The organism is Sulfurovum sp., from assembly GCF_036568385.1.
GTDB lineage: Bacteria > Campylobacterota > Campylobacteria > Campylobacterales > Sulfurovaceae > Sulfurovum.
The window spans coordinates 1-18,831 of record NZ_DATCSP010000013.1 but is presented as its reverse complement, the minus strand read 5'-3'; the positions used below and the strand labels follow the sequence as shown (position 1 = coordinate 18,831).

Genomic DNA, 18,831 nt, shown 5'->3' with positions numbered 1-18,831 from the left:
TTCACAGTAGCAAAGATACATTTTCCACATGCGTATGAAGTATTCGTCGAATCCCAGCTCTTTGACCTTGTGGAGTTTGGCTTTGAACGCATCATGCCAGAGTCTGAGGGTTTTGGCATAGTCTTCTGTGAACTCCTCCATATGCAGCAGGTTCAGACGCGTATGGGTTGTCGTAGTTTCAAGTATTTTACCCACACTCGGCAAATGCCCGCCCGGGAAAATGTACTTTTGGATAAAGTCGGTATCTTTGCTGTATGCAGCATAGCGCTGGTCCGGCATCGTGATGATCTGCATCACCAGAATACCCGAAGGCTTTAGAAGCGACTCGCATTTTTTGAAGAAGACATCAAAATACTCCTTCCCTACCGCCTCGAACATTTCTACTGCGATGATGGCATCAAAGGTTCCGTCAAGGTCCCTGTAGTCTTTGAGCAGGATCTCTACCTGTTCCGCTACCTCTTCTTTTTGAAAACGCTGCTCGCAGAGTGCTTTCTGCTCTTTGCTGAGCGTCACCGTCGTCACCTCGCACTGCTTCTCTTTGGCAAGGTGTATGGCCATGGCGCCCCAACCAGAACCTATCTCAAGTACTTTGGCTCCCGGCTTGAGGCAGAGTTTGTCTGCAAGCAGCCTGATCTTTCTCTGCTGTGCCGTATAAAGGGACTCATCGGGATGCTCAAAGACCGCGCTGGAATACATCATCGTCTCATCCAGCATCAGTTGAAAAAAGTCATTCGAGAGGTCATAATGCTGCGAGATGTTCTTTTGCGACCGGGTCTTGGAGTTCTTGCGCATCCAGTGTTTTATCTTGTTGAGCTGAGGCAGCAGATTGACAAAACGGTTGCCGCTTTTATCTTCGCTTTTTGCTGCAAGCGCTTTTGAGTTCAGCAGTGCGATGCTGATCAGGTTCGTCAGGTCCGTACTCTCAAAATCACCGTCCATATAGCTCTCCGCAAACCCTATGTCGCCGTAGAGTGCAAGGCGTCTAAAGAAACGGCTGTCATGTATCAGCAAGTTTGTGCTCGGGGATTCACCGTTCCCGTAGGTTCTTCGGCTCCCGTCACTGTAGACAACATTGAGTGTCCCCTGCTCTATGCGGCTTAAAAACCTGTCGCCGAATTTGTTCCAAAATCCTTTCATTTAATACCTCCTAATTTGATCTGATGCGCTTGGCGAATACCAGGTCAGCCCTTTTCGCCATAATCTGAATGTCTGCCACAATGTTCTTGTGACCACCCAAAATGTTAAAAAAGAGTGCCGTGCAAAAAGCTTTGCAACCGTCATGCTCTTAAAAGGCCTTGCCTTGCCGCGGAAAGCAGCCGTTAATTTCTTCTTCCCTTCTTCATAAAGGTCCACTTTGAGGGACATATTTCCCTCTTCATAGCGAAAGGTAAAACGGTACGCTCCACTGGTTCCAAGAAAAGGGGAGACATACATATCCTTTGCCGCTTCCCCCTGATAGCTTTTGCCATCCTTTGTCTCCAGTCTGACAGGATAGACCACCCTGCCGCCATTGTAGTTATGCACTTCTGCAAACAAATGCGTGGGGGTGTTCTCATCAAAAAGTATCAGAATACTGATAGGATTGAAGACAAAATTGGCGATCCTCGGCAGGGTCACGAAATGCATATTCTCAGATGGCCTGAGGCCAAACTTTTGCAGCAGCGTTTCTACATTCTCCATGAACTCTTTGCTTTGTCCGAAATGGTCTTTGCCCCTGAAAGAAAAAAGGTTAAACCCTTCCAATGAGAAAAGCCTGTTTTTCAGTGTGCTCAATGAACCAAGATCTATATCCAGCAGATAGAAGGGGTAGGTGAACTCATGCACCTTCGGCGTATAGCGTTTATGATAGACCGTTCCTTCAAAAAAATGGTGGCTCATAGCGCACATCCAAAGCTCTTGGCAATCATATTGGCGCTCCAGAGTCCGTCTTCGTGAAATCCGTAACGCCAGTAGGCACCCGCATAGTAGGTGTGGTTATGGCCGCTGATCTCTTCACGCCTTTGCTGCATCTTGATCGCCCTGCTGTCAAACTGCGGATGTTCATAAGAGATCTTCTCTATCACCTCTTCCAGCTCCGACGTTTCATTCAAAGAGACGAAATACTCCTTCGTGCTGTCAAGGTTCTGCAATCTGTTGATCCAGTAAGAGAGCGTCACTGCATTTTCCTTACCGCCTGTTTTGTAATTCCATGCCGCGTAGATCTTTTTGTCCGGATAGAGCGCTTTGCTGTCATTGTGCAGCAGTGCATCGTTTTGCTTGTAAGGAAAGGCAGAGAGTATCTCTTTTTCTTCTGCTGAGGCATCCTGGAGCATCTCCAGGGCCTCAGGTGCATGCATCGCCATGACCACATTGTCATAGTGGCTCTCACTCCCGTCCTTATGTATCAAGATCACATAATCACTGTGGCGCCTGATGCCTACCACATCACTGTTGAGTACGATCTTCCCCGAGATATGTGCTTTGATCTTCTCGACGTAGTTTTTGGAACCTCCGCTTACAGTGAGCCACTGATGCTGTGTCGTAACACCGAGCAGTCCATGGTTTTTGAAGAACTGCACAAAGGTCCTTGCGGGAAAATCATGCATTTTCTCACTCGGTGTCGACCAGATGGCGGCGCCCATAGGTATCAGATAGCGCTCTTTAAATACGTTGGAATAAGATGCAAGATATTCCCCCAGGGTGACATCCAGTGCGGAACTGTTCTCGTCGATATCTCTATTGGCGGTTTTATTGAACCGCATGATATCGGCTATCATCCTGTAGTGGGACAAAGAAAAAAGGTTCTTTTTCTGGAAGAAAAGACCGCCTAGAGACTGGCCGTTGTAGGCATTATTCGTTTCTTCATCCCAAAAACCGAAACTCATGTCGCTCTTTTCTATCTTGACATCCAGTTTCGAAAAAAGTTTGGTCAGAAGCGGATAGGTTTCATGGTTAAAAACCAGAAATCCCGTATCGACACCGAACTCTCTGCCCTCTTCTTCCACCATGGTCGTGCGTGCATGTCCGCCCAGACGACCCTCTTTTTCATACAGGTCCACTTCGTGTTTATGGCTTAAAAGATAGGCAGATCCCAAACCGCTGATACCTGCTCCGAGTACTGCTATTTTCATTTGTAACGTCCTTTTTTATCTTGTGGTGTGAAGATCAGTCTTTGAAGGTCCATGTTCTTTTCCAGTTTGGAAAGGATCTGGTTCAATTTTTCTTCAGGGAGTTCGGGATTTCTGCTCATCACCCAGACCTGTTCCATCTCCTCATCCGCCACCACGGCAGCAGAATAGTCCTCCTCAAGATGGATCACACGATATTGGGAGGTGAAGATATAGAAATAGGTCATGTCTATCTTTGACATGGAATCGCCATGGGCCGGTTTTGCCGTGCCTTTGTACTCTATGAGATCACCGCCGATGACATGTTCGAAACAGCGGTTATGTATTCTGTAGGTATTGTCTTCCTGCAGGGCATACTCAACGGTGGCCGCCACACAGTCCTTTTCATAGTCATTATAGGTTCTGGCCACTTCATACCACAGACCGCTGAACTTTTTGACATCTACGTGAGGAACAGGAAGCGGTGCATTGGAGAATAGAAAGGCTGAAAACAAAAGCCATACATAAAAGTATCTCACCTCTAGCTCCTTTGGAGTTTTATCGTTAAGTAAAGTTTATGCTTTTTTTCAATCGTTTTGTATGGGTATTTTGTCAGTTGATAAGATCACCGCCTGGAAGTAGACGGTTCCTGGGCCGATGCTGCTCTTTCGGCTGACAGGAAGTACAGAGGAAGGGTCAAAGCGTGAAGCACTTTTGCTTCAGTATTTACTCTTCCGCTTTCGTGCTGCATCTTCCTATGATCGTTTTGTAAAAATAGGCTAAGCCCACGAACATCGCAGTAGTACCGATCAGGAGGAAAAATGCCGCCTGCATATCTTTATAGTCATCCAATGCGATCTTGAAGACCACCATCAAGGTCTCGATCAACAATGCAATGATAATGGAGACCAGAAACTTGCCCAGTACCTTGTATTCTCTGGTATCGTCATGGGTAAATGTGTGAAAAATAACCTCATGTTCTATGATCTGCTTGGCAAGGTCAAAGATCGCGATCCCAAGGGTCGCGGCAATGATCGCTTTAAAGACATCATGTAAAAAGTTTGCATCCCCATCCCAAAAGGTCATGACGAATTTGTATCCGCTATAGAAAAGGAGTGCCAGTGATATCGCGACCAGAAGTCCCGACCCGAACATATAGACCGCCTGCTTGAACCTGTGATGTACACTGTTGAACTGTATCAGCCGCAGCTCTTCAAGCACCGAAATAAGGTCACAGTCAAAGACATAATAGATACCCTCGATCTTTCTTACAACAGTGATACTCGCCCTTCCTGTACGGTAATGAATATAGGGATTGGAGATATAAAAGCCATCTTCATCCAGTTCCAGTTTCGTAAAATAGTGGCTTTTATCACTCCCTACATTAAGATCCTCTCTATGTTTTCGGAAGACCACAGGACTGATCTGACGGTACTCCTCATCCACGCTGTAGAGCAGCTGAAAGAAGGTATATTTCTTCAGTATCTGATCCGCATGCTCTATATACTCTTTGGGTGCATTCTTGATCGCTGTAGTGATATAATTATCTACCGTTGCCATATGTCTCTTGTATAGATTGATGACTACTTTCATGGGTCTCTTCTCGCTTTCCTGGAATTTTCCTAGAATGATGAAACACGCTCATCACGTAAAGCCTGGATAATATGTATCATCTTTTAATTTATCACTTTTATTCTTAAAGTATTTCACGCTCTGCGATCACATCCACCTGCGCGTCCTTTTCCTATACGCTTCATGCTCCTGCTTAAAAGTGTGATGCAGTATTTTCTCTTCAGCCCGAACGATGACACGGTCAAGCACGATCCATAACAGGAGGGCGGTCACAAGCAGCCATAGGCTGTCAAAAACAAACGCGAGACCGCACTCAGAAAGTACCAGTGCCAAATAGACAGGGTTTCTGCTCACGGCAAAGACGCCGTTCTTAATAAGTACTTTGGGTCTCATAAAGGGGGCATGGGGTGTACCGGATTTCTTAAATTCCCTATAGGCAAGTGTATTGAGTATGAGACTGATGACAAGCAGGAACAAACCTATCATTTGTATCACTCTATTCTCCAGATAGAGGCTCAATTGCCAAGGTTGTACCCAGGAAAGAAACACCCCTATGAGAAGGGTGATCAGAAATAAGACCGAGGGGCTGAGACTACGATATTTCACGGTATCCCCTCATAATCCAAAATGCCATCATTTTGAAAAGTACCGGAAAACCGCCATAGAGGATGGAAAGCGTACTCAGCGCCATAGGCGTGGGAGCTTTCGGGTCAAACCCCACCGCACCCAATACCACAAAACCGATCCCCACGGAAAGTGCCAATGCAAACTTGGTCAACATCGCCCAGATACCAAACAGTACCCCGGCATAGGAGGTATGGACATTCTGTATCTTCTGTACCACGTCGGCCTGAATGGAGGACGGCAGGGCCATATCGGCTCCCAGAGAGAGACCGGAGACGAAACTGATAAGGCCGAAAAGTACAAGGTCGCCGCTGCCAAGAAAAGGAACAAAACCAAAAGCCACCGATGCAAGCAGCATGGAAGCCGACCAGCTCTTTCGTTTGCCTATCTTTTTGGCCAGAAGGGTCCAGAAAGGCAGTCCCACTATGCCTGAAGCGAAATAGAGCAACAGAAGCGGGCCTGTTTGGGATGCTTCTTCAAGAACAAGCTGTACAAAGAACAAAAAGAGCGTGGCAGGCAGTGCATTGGCAAGGGAATTCAGCAGAAACGCCGACTGAAGCCGTCCAAGCGAAGGTACTTTTTCCCACAATGATCTGATCTGGGCGAATGTAAAATGCTTTGCAGCCTTGACAGAACGCTCTTTGATACCCCACAGCGTGACAGGGACCATCAGGAACAATGCAACCAAAAATGCGCCATAGAGGACCAGAAGGCTTTTATCTGCAGATCCTGAAACATCATAAAGGTATGGTATCAGAAGTGCAGCTACCACACCGATGATGGTAAACAGTTCTCTCGCCGCACTCAAGCGGGTCTTTTCATGGTAATCAGTGGTGATCTCAGCACTCCAGGCAAGATAGGGTATGGAGACAATGCTCCAGCCAAGGTAAACCAGTACGGAAAAGCCCAAAAGCCACAGTTCTGTCATAGTTTCGGTCGGATGTATCAGCGCATAGAAACTTACGGCAATGATCAATGAACCTGAAACTATAAAAGGCTTTCTCTTCCCGTATCTGCTTTGAAGGCGGTCGCTGTAAATGCCTACCAATGGATCGGTAATGACATCGGTCAAGCGTGCGAAAAAAAGAATGAGTCCCACCAGCGTCACGCTCATCCCTACACTCTGAGAATAGAAGGTCGGCAGATAGATATAGAGCGGCAGACCGAGCATCGCAAGCGGTATCGCTGTTGAGGCATAGGAGAGCAGTCTGAAATAGGTAAGTTTTTCTTGTTTCACAGTATGCCTTTTTTGCATTTGGATACCCATTTAAAATGTTTGTTCAGTACCGTGTCGGCACAAAGCTTTTCAAGTGTATTGTACTCTTTTTCAAGGGTACGCTCATCATAGAGATCGTGTATGCCATCATGGCAGCTGCGACAGATATAGATGACCTCATCACGTAATTCATAGGAGATGTTCTTCACTTTTTTGTGTCTCTTTTTATCTCTTTTCTTTGGGATAAGATGGTGTTTGGTCAATGCTACATGTCGATGACAGGTGGCACATACTCCAAAGGTTTTTGATCTTTGCATGAACTTAGTTCCTTGCGATCTTACGTTTCACAAAGCGAAGGAGCGATCCCAGCATAGGCATCTTCTCATAGATATGCTCTGCTGCATCCCAAAAGTCGATATGAGAAATGATCTTCCCCTCCGCATTCATCTGTAGCCGGCTTACCCCTTCAAATCTGTTTTCATTCTTATCACCTTTGAAATGAAAGATGAAGTCCCATCTGACATAGGCTGTGTCCTGATCGCCTACATACTCTTTGATGACAAACCTGGGATGATCGAGCGTCTGATACATATGTTCAAATATAGTATGAACCGCTCTGATACCCTTCACTTCATTGAAGGGATCCTTGAAGACAACGGCATCATCATAGATAGTGCCGAATGCTTCGACGGGAACGTCCTTGTCCAGGGTTTCAAAAAAACGTACCAGTGTTGCTTTGTTCATAGCATCATCCTCATCTGTTCTCTTTTGGCAGCATCTTTTTCGTCACTGCCAAAGAGAACCGGTAGGGAAACAGACGTAATGCCTGCAGAAATGTCGAGAGCTTAAAGGGAAAATGCATCTCGAAACGATCAGAACCGTTCATCCGTTTCACGATATGTTCCGCTGCTTCTTCAGGCGTCATCAGTTCCGGCATTTCAAAACTGTTTTTTTCTGTCAGCCTTGTTTTGACAAAGCCGTGATTGATGATCTGCAGCTGGATCCCTTTTGTTCTCAGTTCGGGCTGTAGCGCCTCTGCCAGATTTGCAAGGGCTGCTTTGGGTGCGCTGTATCCGCCGCCCAGAGGAAGACCGAAATAGCTTGAGAGGCTGGCATTCCATATCCACCTTCCGCTGTGTTGTGCTTCAAAGTACGGTATCAGCGCATTCATCACCCTGACCGCTCCCATATAGTTGACCTGCATCATAGCCTCAAAATGTGCCACGTTCCACTCTTTGACAGACATGACCTCGTACACGGCAGCATTGTAGAACCAGATGTCAAGCCCCTTAAAACGTTTCCACGCCTGAGGCACAGCTTTTGAAACCGACTCTATAGAGGTCACATCCATATCTACGATCTGCAGCTGTGCCTCATACATGTGCTTGAGTACCAGAAGCTCTTTGGTGTTGCTGGCATTTCTGGCACTTACCACCACTGAGTTTCCTTCTGAAAGCCAGATCTTTACCAGCTCAAGCCCTATACCGCTGCTCGCACCTACTATCCATATACGTTGTGACATTTTCGATCCTTTCTGTTTTTTTGATGGAAAAAGGTTCCTCTAAATGAGAAGGTTCCCCGACATTTCTGTTCGCCATACAGGCAGGGTACCCTCTTTCTGTGGCGATCCTTTCGGCATCTGTTCTCAGTGCCTCTTCATCGATGGGCGTTCTGTGTATCCACTCCTGACATGTCAAAGTCTTCGCATCAAGGTAACCCAGTGCCGCCAGGTCGGCAGCAATGGCCTTGGCCATATCGATGCTGGAAGAGACTTTGACGATTTCGCATCTGGCATAGGCAGGTAGAGGGAACGAAACCTCTGCCACACGCAAAGAAGCATCCCTGCCCGGGATCTGCTGCGCACCGAACAGGGGCCTGGAGCCAACGGTGGCATTCGCAAATGCAGGCATAAACTGTTCCACATGTGCGATGGCATTATAGGTACGTTCCGTGATCTCCTCCCTGCTCCACCCCTTCTCTATCTTTTCTATGAACTTTTTTTCTAGCTCGGGCTGAGAACGGCTCCCCGTACTTTTGGAGAGACCGTCCTCATACAGTGTGATATCATGCGTCATCCCGTGCAGCTGAAAATACCCTCCTGGGTAAGGGGTGAACTGTGCCATACCTCGAGGCGTTCCGCGCTCTCCGTGAAAGATGATCTCCGGAAACAGTATGCCTTTTTTTTCCTCCCACTTGCTGATATACGATGCTTTGAATTCAACCATTCGAGGAGAAGATACACCCAACATATCATCGATCTGACCTGTCCTGAATCCTGCAGCATTGACAAGGTAGTCAAACTGCGCTTCATGGCCATGATCGTTTTGATCCCTGTATGTTATCTTCCAGCTTGCATCTACCTTTTGGACATCCTGCACACTGCTTTGCGTTCTGATGGTCACATTGGGGAAATTCTGCAGTGCCGACATGGATCCGGCTGCCAGACGAAATATGTTCAGTCCATACTCCTGAACGACTATCAGAGGGAACTTCACTTTGTCTAGATCCATATGTCTGGCCACAGGTATCATCCACTCATCCGTTGTGTTCGGCTTATCGACGATGGGAAGCGTTTTGAGCATTTCCATTTTTTCGCGGCTGTAAAGCGTATAGTACTGTTCACTTTCTCCTAACACCTTGTTGCGTCTGTCAGATTCTATCAGCTTTTCATACTCGGACCTGAGCAGTTCCAAACGCGGCAGGAGCTCTTCCACCATCCCGCGGTCATCCACAGGGACTGCGATCACGGTAGGACGGTGATCGACCACAAAAGGATAGAACTTCACAAAATCAACAGACTGCTTAAGCAAGGTGACACACTGTGCATCTGATATCTCCCGATAAAGGTTTCCCCCGGCATGCAAATGGCACCATGGCGGTCCATCTACCAGGCCGGCTCTTTTTTCGAACAGTGTGATATCAAGACCTGACTGAGCCAAGTGCAAGGCCGCCGTCACTCCTGCCACACCGCCGCCTATAATGGCTACCTTGGTTTTCTTATGCATCGATCTCTCCTTGGAACATTGTTTCATATATCTATACTTCCTGCATTCTATACTCTATTTTGATATTTTGGTATGAAGTTTTTGTTGGTTGATGGGTATGAATGGACAAAAGAGGTATACTAAAAGAGAAAATAGAAAGGCATACTACACTTATGAAACATACACTGATATTTGAATCACAGCTGCCATGCAGTACGAAAACCCTATTTGATTTTCATGCGGACACCAGAAACCTTCCGCTGATCACGCCTGATGACACGAAGGTGGAGATCATAAAGCTGGAAACACCGCTGAAAGAAGGGAATGAAGCCATTCTGAAGATCAAAAAAGGGTTCTTCTCCTTTGTCTGGAAGCTGGTATTTGAAAAAATAGAGTATCCCTCTCTTATAGTCGATGCAGCGACACAGTCACCCTTTAAAAGCTTCAGGCATGAACACCATTTCATAGCGATAGACGAAACACATTCGCTCTTGCGGGACAGGATCGTTTTTTCACTTCCCTTCTGGCCGCTGAGCATCCCTGCTGCCTATTTTGTGAAGCGTGACATGAAGAAGATGTTCGACTTTCGCCATGCACAGACAAAGCGATCTATCGCCTTATCGTCTGCATCTCATGAAACTTAACTTTTTAAAATACTCTTTTATCTCATTACTTCCTAAACGTTCAGCATACTCGATCAGGCTTTCTCCCTGATATTCCATAAAAATATCCATTCCCTCATCTACCAAATATCGAAGAGCTTCAAGGTTATGTGCATCAACCGCACAGAAAGGTGCTTTTTTAGCATCGCTTGTAACATCAAGAGCACACCCATAATAGAGTAAAGTCTTTACATTATGCATGTTATGATGGTAAATGGCCCAATACAGTGCCGTATTTCCGAACCTGTCTTTTTGATGTATATCTATGTGATTCATAAAAATAAGACTTAGGTTATTATTGAGTTGAACAGTTTGTAGAAGATCTGTCACATGATTCATTTCTTTGCTATGTTCTCTTGGCATTGGTGCTGTCATTTTGTGATCCTTTATGATATTAATTATCAAATAATATAGCATTAAAGCTTATAACAATATTAATAATTGATATCAATTTAAAGATTAAATGAATGCCCTATTTTGTCTATGATCTGAATATTGTGTACTTATAGTGTTTTAGGGATAGTATGAAAGTATGGACATGACGAAGATAAGCTTACTTGATCTATGTATCTTTTCACGATTACATGTCAGGTCATACAGATAAGGCTATAGCTTCAAGAGCTCCATAGCCTGTATCATATCTTTATCGCCTCTGCCCGAAAGGCTGATGATGATGGTCTTGCCTTTGATCTTCTCCTGAGGCATTTTTTTAAGATAGGCGATCGCATGGGCGCTTTCAAACGCAGGGACGATGCCTTCGCTTCGGCTGAGCCATACAAAGGCGTCCATCGCCTCCTCATCGGTGACAGAGTCATAGATCACTTTGCCCTGCTCCATTAAAAAGGAATGCTCAGGACCTATGCCCGGGTAGTCCAGCCCCGCAGAGATGGAGTACGCCTCTTCTATCTGCCCGTCATCTGTTTGCAGCAGATAGCTCAGCTGCCCATGGAGCACGCCAGGTCTGCCCAGTGCCAAAGAAGCACCGTGCTGCCCGCTTGCCAGCCCTTTTCCTCCCGCTTCTATACCGATGCACTCTGTTTTTTCTTCCTCTATAAAATGGGCAAACATACCCAAAGCATTCGACCCGCCGCCGATACAGGCGATGACATAGTCAGGCAGGGTATTGGCCTGTTCCATGAGCTGCGCTTTGGCTTCATAGCTGATGATAGCCTGAAAGTCACGTACCATCAAAGGATAAGGATGCGGCCCTGCCGCAGTACCGATGATATAGAAGGTGTCTCTGGCATGGGTGACCCAGTGCCTTATGGCGTCATTCATGGCATCTTTGAGGGTTTTGCTTCCAGAATCCACGGCGTGAACTTTGGCGCCGAGCAGTTTCATACGGAAGACATTGAGCTGCTGGCGCTCTACATCTTTGGCACCCATGAAAACCTCACACTCAAGCCCCATCAGGGCTGCCACCGTTGCCGTGGCCACACCATGCTGGCCTGCTCCTGTTTCTGCAATGATCTTCGTTTTTCCCATGCGTTTGGCCAAAAGTCCCTGGGCGATAGTATTGTTGATCTTATGTGCGCCGGTATGGTTCAGGTCTTCACGCTTGAGATAGACTTCTGCACCTATCTCATCACTTATTTTCTGTGCTTTGTAGAGGGGGGATGGACGCCCGACATAGTCTTTGTAGAGCGCATTGACCTCATTCCAGAAGCTTGTGTCAAAACGGTATTTCTTGTAGACCTCATCCAGTTCGATGAGTATGGGCATCAATGTCTCTGGGACGTACCTGCCTCCAAACTTGCCAAAGTGGCCTCTCTCGTCCGGGTCGAAACTAAATGCTTTTGGTATATACGGTTTCATGAAAACTCCTTTATTCCATATATTATCGTGTTTAAAGAAGTTTTTGTAGTGGGTTTATGTCGGTTAAAAAGCGTCACTGGCTTTTCTGCTGCTGCTCTTTGATATTTTCGATATAACTGTCATCCACGTCATCATCATAAATGGTGAAGACCGGTGCATATCCCATAGCGATCAGCTTTCTGTCGAGCACTTTTGCATCAAAACCGCTTCTTTTAACCGAGGATAACAGCATTCGCTGCTCTTCCATTCTCAATCCTGCCAATTCCAATTCGAACGCGATCTCTTCCAGTGTCATATTGTTTCTCCTTTAGTTGCTAAAACTGTTTCTCCCACCGTCCCATACTTTCCGAGACCGGAAAAGAGCATAGGCTTGGCACTCTGTTTTTCGTTGACATGTATTTTGGTGACATCGGCTATGAATATCGCATGGTCACCGTTTTTGTACCTGTCACACACCACGCACTCATAGATGAAGTCTGAAGCACTCAGCAGTACATTTCCATTACCATCTTTCCCCTCTGACTTCAACCCGCTTATAGCCAGTTTGTCTTCGCTGTCTCCATGTATCTTCCCCATCCTATTGACGGTTTCATAATGCTCAAACGGCAGGAAGTTGAGCGTGAAGCTGCCATGTTCTTCCAGCAGTGCATGCGTGTAGTTCTCTTCGCGTACGGCCACAGCATAGCGGAAAGGCGACTTCGAGACAGGCATATGCCATGAAGCCGGCATAAGGTTGTTTTGGCAGGCAAGCAAAGCCGTGACTCTTGGCTGTGCATGTGTTGCTTGTTCTAGAGTATCATAGGTTTTAAACATTGGTTCCTCATTTTTTCCCATATTTTATACGGATACAAAAGTATTTCATAGGGGATTTATGTTGATTCATGTTAAGTATCTGCCCTGACATTGTCTATTCCAATAAAAACTCTAAAATCCAATAAAATATGTAACGTATTTTAAAGAGTAAAGACAGAATAAAAAACCTTATAAAATATTCCAATATGGATGGTTTTATATGGTTTTCTCGTGAAGGGGTAGGATTTATACCTCGCAAACGTCGCTATACAGCGGATAACCTTATAAAATATGTTAGATTATAAGGTTTTGGATTTATATCAATTGGAACCGCAGAAAAAAAATATTAAGTATTTAATATACTGAATCGGTATAAATATTATGGACATAGTTAATATTGCTATATACACTCCATCTCCAGAGGATTCTTGTTCAATTCCTTCAAAGAAGAAGAATACTAGTGCCATTACAAGAACTATAATTGTTTCTATAAATAAATCCTTTTTATTTTTGTGTTGGCAATAAATAAAATCATACCCCCACATTACTACTAGCATAATTAATACAATAGGACTGAACCACACCATACTTATTAATGCTTTTTTAAAAAGAAACAAAGTATTGTCATCATAAAATACAACAAGTGCGATAATAAAAGCTATATATATACTTATAATATTAAGTATATTTCCTATTAAAAGATTTTTAAACATTATTTTTTCACCATAGATTTATTTTAGCATTAAGAGTATATCAAAAATGTCTTGCTTACAAAACCTTATAAAATATATAACTTTATGAGGTTTTCTTGACCATATATTCTATGTTAGATTATTAGGTTTTGGTTTCTACCTATATAGTACTTTACTAATATCATGATATATTTCTGATATACTTTTGTAGTTAAATATTAGGTAAAATAATTATGAAAGTATTCGCTACACTTGGAAAAATCCTCGCTGCATTAGTTCTTGTCGGCGTGCTTGTCGTCGTTATTATCTTTTTCCTCTTTATGAATAAGCTTTCGGGATATAAAGAACCTGGACCAGGCATACAGTCACACCCTGTATTCCAAGATAAAACCTTTGAGAAGTATCGCGTTACATTAAGGGAAGCAAACAAACAATACTTTGAATCAAACGATATCTATTATTACTTTGCAAAAGAGGTAAAAAATGAGATCACAGACAGATGTGTGGAGAGATATCTTAAAGAACACAATATCACTGATGCTGATGGGTGGAGATTTTCTCATAATGTATACCTGGAGTATATCAGGGATAATAATATAAGCAGTGATACATCCAATGATAAATTTGTTAAAAGCGAAAGAAAATCAGAAAGACTCGGATATGAACACCCTCAGTGGTTTCATGACTATAAATATAATGAGAAGATAGATTGTAATCTCACCCTTGAGGAAAGCTTTGAGTCTTACGTGAAGGGATACAGAAAATTCTACGGTGCAGGATATAGAGAGTACAACAATGGCTGGGTAGATTACCTCTTCTTTAACTATAAATAATTCCACAATATCGTGAGATTACACACATGTGTCTTGTTGCAAAATATATCTAATTTCATGTATCGAAGTTTAAACAGTGGGGAGCCTGTAAAACCTTATAAAATATATAACATTATGAGGTTTTCGTTGCTTCTAGCTTTTTAAAATACTTCTAGATAATCTTGTATATAAAATAAGTTATTATTGGAATAAAAATAAAAGCTAACCCAAAACCTTCTTTTTTATTTGAGTTAAATTTTGAACAAAATTTATTAATAATCACATACTTGGCATATTGTGTTAGGCCAAATACAAATATAACAATTACTATTGCTTCAATTAAAGTGAAATAAGTATCTGAAAGTCTAGACTGTATATATAATATTATAAAAGCTACCAAAGAAACTCCAAAAATCTCCCCTAAAAGTCTTCGTGAAGTTTTTTTAGTGCAATATGCATAATCATAGAAAAAAACTAAGGATAATATCCACAAAATAATTGGACTTGTCCATGCCATACTTACTAAAGGAGCCAAAAAGTATGCAATCATATTTTCGTAAGAATTACTTATCACTATGATAAAGAAAAAGAACAAATATATACCTACTAAGGTAATAATATTGAGTAAAAATAATATAAGTAGTTTTTCTTTCATAATGAAAACTCACCCTATTTTTTGTTGATTTAATAAAAGGAACAAAGTGCCCTTTAATTATATATTCAGTGTAAGAGTATATCGGAATTGGTTTTCTTTCATATTTTTTTCCTCTAAAATTTGTAGTTTATTGATTTAGTTTTAGAGTTTTTTGTTCGAACTGACAGCCATATCGCTAAGAAGACTCACCATCCCCGATGCACTCCCTATATGTTCTTTGAGTGTCATCTTTACTTGCGGGTATGATGCCTGTATCTTCTGAACTACTTCAGGAATGTCTCGGGTCACATGGTTACCAGAGGCCAGGAAGTAAGGCAAGATGACGATCTCACTGGCACCCTTCTCTATACAGTAGAGCATCCCCTCTTCCAATGAGGGGTCAGTAAACTCCAAAAATGCTGCCGTCACCAGATCGTACTTCTCTCCAAGTAAAGCTTCCAGTTCTTCTGTCAGAGACTTGACCTCTTCGTTGGAGGAGGCTTTTCGGCTTCCATGCGCGACAAGTATCAGTGCGTTATTTTGCTTCATTTTTACTCTGGTCCGGGTAGATAAGCTTGCTGGTATCAAACCCTGCCTCTTTTGCCTGGGCCAGAAGTCTGTCCAGTACCTTCTGATCGAGTGTCGGTTTTCTGGAGAGTATCCAGAAGTAACTCAGGTCCGGCCCGCTGATCATCGTATACGTTTCATAATCGGTATCCATCACGATGTATGAGCCGTAGAACGGTCCGAAGAATGACACTTTCAAGAAGCCTTTGTCAGGACTTTGTACAAAGTAGGCTTTGCCTTCCGCCTCGCTCCACTCTTTCTCTTCGGTCTTATACCCTTTATTGAGTACCTTGACCCCGCCGTCTTCTCTCATACTGTAGGTGGCCGATATCGCTTCCATACCCTTTTCGAACCTGTGCTCCAGTCTTGCTATCTCATACCATGTCCCAAGGTATGCATTGAGTTTGAAATTCTCCACTGGTGTCACTTTTTCCGGTTTTTTTTCTTCACACCCTGTCAAAAACAACACCAATCCAAGTGCAAGCGGTAATAGCAGTTTTTTCATTCTTTATCCTTTTCTAAATATTAATCGTAACAGACCTGCACCAAAAAGTATCAGTGCAAGATCACGCAGTTGTTGATCGTAGAGTAACACAAAAACGGAACTTATCATTAGAACCACCCCTGTAAGTATCGGTTTGAGTGACTCTTTGATCGATTTTTCCAGCACATCCAGCTGCGGTTTGGAAAGTTCCACTGAAAGGTTCTCTTCACTGATACGGTACAGAGTATTTCTGAATGCCCGCACATCCAAAGGCAGATTTTTAAACTCATCGATAAGTGTTTCCAGAATGCCCTCTTTCGCACCCAACGCCCGGGGAATATTACTCTGCAGGATCGGCAATATATCTTTGATCCCGTTAAAGTTCTCAATATAGGTCGTTCCCAGGCCTTCGATGATCGCACTGACCCTGAGTATATAAATGGCCTCCTGGGGGAGCTTAAAAGGAAGGCTTCTGGTCTGCTCCATTACCTGAAATGCCAGTTCCTGCATACTCGAACTGTCCAGGGCATCGTTGTTAAAGATATCAAACATGCGCTGGGTGAACTCCGCCAGTTCTGAAGTGGGGGCATCGTATGCTACCGTACCCAGACGTTTACTGGCACTGACATACCGTTCATAATCCTGCTCATTGGCCGCTTTGATAAGTTCGATAATGGCTACACGCGTATCGTTGGGAACACGCTTGACCATACCGAAATCAAGCAGTATCAGCCTGCCTTCCTTGGAGACAAGCAGATTGCCCGGATGGGGATCGGCATGAAAAAATCCCCGTACAAGCATCTGTTCCGTGTAGAACTTCACCAGTGTTTCTATGACAGGGACGATGTCGATGCCATGCCTCTTCATTGCCTCCCTGTCATCAAAACGGAACCCTTCTTCAAAACTCATCACCAGCGCATCATCAGAGCTAAGCGCCTCATAGGGCGTAGGAAAAGCCACGTTCATATCTGCGTAGGTCTCTGAGAACTTGACAAGGTTTTCTCTTTCCTGGTTGAGGCTCACCTCTTTTTGTATCATGGAGGAAAATTCATTCACGACCGCTTCGAGCGAGTGCTTGGTATAATGCGAGAACAGGGGTCTGAACAATGCATTGAAAAACGAAAGGATGCGTATGTCGGCCTTTACCTGTTTTTCTATACCTTCGCGTCTGAGTTTGACAGCGACCCTGGTATCTTTGTCCAGCCACGCTTCATGCACCTGGCCTATGGAGGCGGAAGCGATAGGCTCTGCGTCAAAGCGGTAAAAAGGATCTTTCTCGAATGCACGGTCAAATACCCTTTGCATCTTTTCTCTTTCCATGGCAGGAAGCTCGTCATGCAGCATCTTCAGCTTGCTGAGATACTCCGGCGGAAAGAAATCATTGCGCGTAGCAAGGACCTGTGCAAGCTTGATAAAGCTGGCTCCCAGGCTGGTGATACGGTTCAGCAGTTTCTCCGGACCCAGAGGCGAGAAGAACAAAAACTTCCTGCGTTTTCTCACCAGCATATAGATCGTAAGCAGAACAGTAAAGACCCGCCAGATCCTGAGTGGTGAATAGAGTTGAGAGCTTCGCACTATTTCTCTTTTAGCGCCTCGATGTCCGCTTTGGTCGCAAGCCCCATCTCATCGATGACCTCTTTGAGCGCCTCTTTGATCTGCGTTTTGATCTTTTCTTCTTCCTCTTCACCGCGTGTTTTGAGCTTTTCTATAAACGCATCGGCATCTTCTTTGCTCAGCTTGCCTTTCTCCTGGAGCTTTTCGATCTCTTCTTCAACGCGCTCTTTCAGAAGTATCGCACCGCCTAACCCTGTATATAAGATCTCTTTTATCATGAGTGACTCCTTTTTTTTTATTGTACTCTTTCTTTGAATCAATTCATAGTTTTATTTTGTCTGTTCATCGTTCTGTGCTTTTTCCAGTATGGACCTTATCATGTTTCGAAAGACCAGATAATGCACAGGTGTGAGGATATACCAGTAGAGCCTTCCCAACAGTCCGCGCGGATAGAAATAGGCTGTCTGCACCAGTTCGTCCCCTTTGATCTTGAACTCCAGCCAGGCTTTTCCGGGGACCTTCATCTGTGCATAGAGCAGCAGTCTTTCATCGGGGCTGAGATCTTCCACCCTCCAGAAATCGACACTCTCCCCTATCCTGAGATGATGGCTGTCTCTCCGTCCTCTGTTGAGCCCTGCGCCCCCGATCATTTTATCCAGCCAGCCTCTGATCTCCCAAAGCCAATCATAGCCCATCCATCCCTCTTTACCCCCGATGGAACAAAAGGTGCGGTAGACGGTCTCTTTGGGAATGCCGCCCAACTTGACCGCCTGACGATCCATCAGAACGGCTGATGAGGGGTCGTCCTTATGCTGCAGCTCCCACCTGTCGCCTACGCCGCCTGCATCGCTCCACCGGCTGTAGACCTGATTCTCCTCCATCTCTTTGATGGCTTTTTTGACCGCCTCCTCGAATCTGATGGGGTGGATCTGGCTAAAATACTTCTTCGCATTGTCATTTTGTACTACGACTTCAGAAGAGAGCCCCTCTATAAGCGAACGCGCGACCGTATAGGGTACGGGAGTGAAGAGGTTCAGCCAGTAGGAGGAGAGCTTGATGGTCAGTACGGGTAGCGGAATGATCCAGCGGCGAAGACCCAGTGCATGGGCACAGCCAAGCATCATCTCTTTGTAGGTCATTTTCTCGCTGCCTATGTCCACCACAATATTGCCATCGATACTAAGGTCTTTTGAGGCATTCAGATAAGCGATGACGTCATCCACGCCGATCGGCTGTGCCAGGGTCTTGACCCATTTGGGTGTCACCATGACGGGCAGTTTTTCCGTGAGATGCCTGATGATCTCAAAACTTGCACTCCCGGAACCTATGATCACACC

The 18,831-nt window shown here is 44.6% G+C and carries 24 protein-coding genes; 2 read left to right on the top strand and 22 right to left on the bottom strand.

What is annotated here, in order from left to right; all coding sequences use genetic code 11:
• From VIM88_RS01055 to VIM88_RS01005, 11 genes are all read right to left on the bottom strand, one after another.
• Nucleotides 1-1,137, bottom strand: a 1,137-nt coding sequence (locus VIM88_RS01055; RefSeq protein ID WP_331861024.1) for a cyclopropane-fatty-acyl-phospholipid synthase family protein, incomplete at its 3' end; no start/stop codon positions are given.
• Nucleotides 1,138-1,878 carry a DUF1365 domain-containing protein gene (locus VIM88_RS01050; protein ID WP_331861023.1) on the bottom strand — a complete coding sequence of 247 codons (741 nt, stop codon included), beginning with the start codon at nucleotides 1,876-1,878 and terminating at the stop codon, nucleotides 1,138-1,140.
• Nucleotides 1,875-3,110, bottom strand: coding sequence for an NAD(P)/FAD-dependent oxidoreductase (locus VIM88_RS01045; RefSeq protein ID WP_331861022.1), 1,236 nt, complete (start codon nucleotides 3,108-3,110; stop codon nucleotides 1,875-1,877). Before VIM88_RS01045 ends, VIM88_RS01050 begins: the two co-directional genes overlap by 4 nt.
• Nucleotides 3,107-3,625, bottom strand: coding sequence for a lipocalin family protein (locus VIM88_RS01040; RefSeq protein WP_331861021.1), 519 nt, complete (start codon nucleotides 3,623-3,625; stop codon nucleotides 3,107-3,109). The genes VIM88_RS01045 and VIM88_RS01040 overlap by 4 nt, the downstream gene beginning before the upstream one ends.
• 187 nt (nucleotides 3,626-3,812) lie before the next feature.
• Nucleotides 3,813-4,679, bottom strand: a complete 867-nt coding sequence (locus VIM88_RS01035) for a PDC sensor domain-containing protein (protein WP_331861020.1) — start codon at nucleotides 4,677-4,679, stop codon at nucleotides 3,813-3,815.
• 126 nt (nucleotides 4,680-4,805) lie between these two features.
• Nucleotides 4,806-5,264, bottom strand: a complete 459-nt coding sequence (locus VIM88_RS01030; protein WP_331861019.1) for an isoprenylcysteine carboxylmethyltransferase family protein — start codon at nucleotides 5,262-5,264, stop codon at nucleotides 4,806-4,808.
• Nucleotides 5,251-6,519: an MFS transporter gene (locus tag VIM88_RS01025; protein ID WP_331861018.1), complete on the bottom strand. Its 1,269-nt coding sequence runs from the start codon at nucleotides 6,517-6,519 to the stop codon at nucleotides 5,251-5,253. Before VIM88_RS01025 ends, VIM88_RS01030 begins: the two co-directional genes overlap by 14 nt.
• Nucleotides 6,516-6,815 carry a hypothetical protein gene (locus VIM88_RS01020; protein WP_331861017.1) on the bottom strand — a complete coding sequence of 100 codons (300 nt, stop codon included), beginning with the start codon at nucleotides 6,813-6,815 and terminating at the stop codon, nucleotides 6,516-6,518. Before VIM88_RS01020 ends, VIM88_RS01025 begins: the two co-directional genes overlap by 4 nt.
• A gap of 4 nt (nucleotides 6,816-6,819) precedes the next feature.
• Nucleotides 6,820-7,242, bottom strand: a complete 423-nt coding sequence (locus tag VIM88_RS01015) for a nuclear transport factor 2 family protein (protein WP_331861016.1) — start codon at nucleotides 7,240-7,242, stop codon at nucleotides 6,820-6,822.
• A 10-nt stretch (nucleotides 7,243-7,252) separates the two neighbouring features.
• Nucleotides 7,253-8,020 (bottom strand): SDR family NAD(P)-dependent oxidoreductase, encoded by a 768-nt coding sequence (locus VIM88_RS01010; protein ID WP_331861015.1) that lies wholly within the window; start codon nucleotides 8,018-8,020, stop codon nucleotides 7,253-7,255.
• On the bottom strand, nucleotides 7,971-9,503 hold the full coding sequence (locus tag VIM88_RS01005; protein WP_331861014.1) for an FAD-dependent oxidoreductase: 1,533 nt from the start codon (nucleotides 9,501-9,503) through the stop codon (nucleotides 7,971-7,973). Before VIM88_RS01005 ends, VIM88_RS01010 begins: the two co-directional genes overlap by 50 nt.
• A gap of 152 nt (nucleotides 9,504-9,655) precedes the next feature.
• Between VIM88_RS01005 and VIM88_RS01000 the strand changes: the two genes are divergently transcribed.
• Nucleotides 9,656-10,126: an SRPBCC family protein gene (locus VIM88_RS01000; RefSeq protein ID WP_331861013.1), complete on the top strand. Its 471-nt coding sequence runs from the start codon at nucleotides 9,656-9,658 to the stop codon at nucleotides 10,124-10,126.
• Here the strand turns inward: VIM88_RS01000 and VIM88_RS00995 are convergent.
• From VIM88_RS00995 to VIM88_RS00975, 5 genes are all read right to left on the bottom strand, one after another.
• A complete protein-coding gene (locus VIM88_RS00995) occupies nucleotides 10,100-10,519 on the bottom strand; it encodes an ankyrin repeat domain-containing protein (RefSeq protein WP_331861012.1) in 420 nt (139 codons plus the stop codon). The genes VIM88_RS01000 and VIM88_RS00995 overlap by 27 nt on opposite strands.
• Before the next feature lie 231 nt (nucleotides 10,520-10,750).
• The gene (gene trpB, locus VIM88_RS00990; RefSeq protein WP_331861011.1) at nucleotides 10,751-11,959 is read right to left on the bottom strand and encodes a tryptophan synthase subunit beta; all 1,209 of its coding nucleotides are present in this window, start codon (nucleotides 11,957-11,959) and stop codon (nucleotides 10,751-10,753) included.
• Between the two features lie 73 nt (nucleotides 11,960-12,032).
• Nucleotides 12,033-12,254 carry a hypothetical protein gene (locus VIM88_RS00985; protein WP_331861010.1) on the bottom strand — a complete coding sequence of 74 codons (222 nt, stop codon included), beginning with the start codon at nucleotides 12,252-12,254 and terminating at the stop codon, nucleotides 12,033-12,035.
• Nucleotides 12,251-12,793 carry a flavin reductase family protein gene (locus tag VIM88_RS00980; RefSeq protein WP_331861009.1) on the bottom strand — a complete coding sequence of 181 codons (543 nt, stop codon included), beginning with the start codon at nucleotides 12,791-12,793 and terminating at the stop codon, nucleotides 12,251-12,253. Before VIM88_RS00980 ends, VIM88_RS00985 begins: the two co-directional genes overlap by 4 nt.
• 278 nt (nucleotides 12,794-13,071) lie before the next feature.
• Nucleotides 13,072-13,464: a hypothetical protein gene (locus VIM88_RS00975; protein ID WP_331861008.1), complete on the bottom strand. Its 393-nt coding sequence runs from the start codon at nucleotides 13,462-13,464 to the stop codon at nucleotides 13,072-13,074.
• Nucleotides 13,465-13,676: 212 nt separating this feature from the next.
• Between VIM88_RS00975 and VIM88_RS00970 the strand changes: the two genes are divergently transcribed.
• Complete coding sequence (locus VIM88_RS00970) at nucleotides 13,677-14,276, top strand: hypothetical protein (RefSeq protein ID WP_331861007.1); 600 nt, start codon at nucleotides 13,677-13,679, stop codon at nucleotides 14,274-14,276.
• A 151-nt stretch (nucleotides 14,277-14,427) separates the two neighbouring features.
• Here VIM88_RS00970 and VIM88_RS00965 read toward each other — a convergent pair whose 3' ends face one another.
• The 6 genes from VIM88_RS00965 to VIM88_RS00940 all read right to left on the bottom strand — a co-directional run.
• Nucleotides 14,428-14,910 (bottom strand): hypothetical protein, encoded by a 483-nt coding sequence (locus VIM88_RS00965; RefSeq protein ID WP_331861006.1) that lies wholly within the window; start codon nucleotides 14,908-14,910, stop codon nucleotides 14,428-14,430.
• Between the two features lie 141 nt (nucleotides 14,911-15,051).
• On the bottom strand, nucleotides 15,052-15,438 hold the full coding sequence (locus tag VIM88_RS00960; RefSeq protein WP_331861005.1) for a CbiX/SirB N-terminal domain-containing protein: 387 nt from the start codon (nucleotides 15,436-15,438) through the stop codon (nucleotides 15,052-15,054).
• Nucleotides 15,425-15,961 (bottom strand): lipocalin family protein, encoded by a 537-nt coding sequence (locus VIM88_RS00955; RefSeq protein ID WP_331861004.1) that lies wholly within the window; start codon nucleotides 15,959-15,961, stop codon nucleotides 15,425-15,427. The genes VIM88_RS00960 and VIM88_RS00955 overlap by 14 nt, the downstream gene beginning before the upstream one ends.
• Nucleotides 15,962-15,964: 3 nt before the next feature.
• A complete protein-coding gene (locus VIM88_RS00950; protein ID WP_331861025.1) occupies nucleotides 15,965-17,446 on the bottom strand; it encodes an ABC1 kinase family protein in 1,482 nt (493 codons plus the stop codon).
• 68 nt (nucleotides 17,447-17,514) lie between these two features.
• Nucleotides 17,515-17,772 (bottom strand): hypothetical protein, encoded by a 258-nt coding sequence (locus VIM88_RS00945; protein WP_331861003.1) that lies wholly within the window; start codon nucleotides 17,770-17,772, stop codon nucleotides 17,515-17,517.
• 51 nt (nucleotides 17,773-17,823) lie between these two features.
• Nucleotides 17,824-18,831: SDR family oxidoreductase (locus tag VIM88_RS00940; protein WP_331861002.1), on the bottom strand; the 1,008-nt coding region annotated here is incomplete at its 5' end.

Excerpts from the sequence above, each read along its gene's own strand:
- VIM88_RS01005 (WP_331861014.1), bottom strand. The coding sequence starts at position 9,503 with ATGCATAAGAAAACCAAGGTAGCCATTATAGGCGGCGGTGTGGCAGGA.
- VIM88_RS01015 (WP_331861016.1), bottom strand. The coding sequence starts at position 7,242 with ATGAACAAAGCAACACTGGTACGTTTTTTTGAAACCCTGGACAAGGAC.
- VIM88_RS00975 (WP_331861008.1), bottom strand. The coding sequence starts at position 13,464 with ATGTTTAAAAATCTTTTAATAGGAAATATACTTAATATTATAAGTATA.
- VIM88_RS00950 (WP_331861025.1), bottom strand. The coding sequence starts at position 17,446 with ATGCTGGTGAGAAAACGCAGGAAGTTTTTGTTCTTCTCGCCTCTGGGT.
- VIM88_RS00995 (WP_331861012.1), bottom strand. The coding sequence starts at position 10,519 with ATGACAGCACCAATGCCAAGAGAACATAGCAAAGAAATGAATCATGTG.
- VIM88_RS00945 (WP_331861003.1), bottom strand. The coding sequence starts at position 17,772 with ATGATAAAAGAGATCTTATATACAGGGTTAGGCGGTGCGATACTTCTG.
- VIM88_RS01020 (WP_331861017.1), bottom strand. The coding sequence starts at position 6,815 with ATGCAAAGATCAAAAACCTTTGGAGTATGTGCCACCTGTCATCGACAT.
- VIM88_RS00965 (WP_331861006.1), bottom strand. The coding sequence starts at position 14,910 with ATGAAAGAAAAACTACTTATATTATTTTTACTCAATATTATTACCTTA.
- VIM88_RS00955 (WP_331861004.1), bottom strand. The coding sequence starts at position 15,961 with ATGAAAAAACTGCTATTACCGCTTGCACTTGGATTGGTGTTGTTTTTG.
- trpB (WP_331861011.1), bottom strand. The coding sequence starts at position 11,959 with ATGAAACCGTATATACCAAAAGCATTTAGTTTCGACCCGGACGAGAGA.
- VIM88_RS01035 (WP_331861020.1), bottom strand. The coding sequence starts at position 4,679 with ATGAAAGTAGTCATCAATCTATACAAGAGACATATGGCAACGGTAGAT.
- VIM88_RS00970 (WP_331861007.1), top strand. The coding sequence starts at position 13,677 with ATGAAAGTATTCGCTACACTTGGAAAAATCCTCGCTGCATTAGTTCTT.
- VIM88_RS01010 (WP_331861015.1), bottom strand. The coding sequence starts at position 8,020 with ATGTCACAACGTATATGGATAGTAGGTGCGAGCAGCGGTATAGGGCTT.
- VIM88_RS01000 (WP_331861013.1), top strand. The coding sequence starts at position 9,656 with ATGAAACATACACTGATATTTGAATCACAGCTGCCATGCAGTACGAAA.
- VIM88_RS00985 (WP_331861010.1), bottom strand. The coding sequence starts at position 12,254 with ATGACACTGGAAGAGATCGCGTTCGAATTGGAATTGGCAGGATTGAGA.
- VIM88_RS00980 (WP_331861009.1), bottom strand. The coding sequence starts at position 12,793 with ATGGGAAAAAATGAGGAACCAATGTTTAAAACCTATGATACTCTAGAA.
- VIM88_RS01050 (WP_331861023.1), bottom strand. The coding sequence starts at position 1,878 with ATGAGCCACCATTTTTTTGAAGGAACGGTCTATCATAAACGCTATACG.
- VIM88_RS00960 (WP_331861005.1), bottom strand. The coding sequence starts at position 15,438 with ATGAAGCAAAATAACGCACTGATACTTGTCGCGCATGGAAGCCGAAAA.
- VIM88_RS01045 (WP_331861022.1), bottom strand. The coding sequence starts at position 3,110 with ATGAAAATAGCAGTACTCGGAGCAGGTATCAGCGGTTTGGGATCTGCC.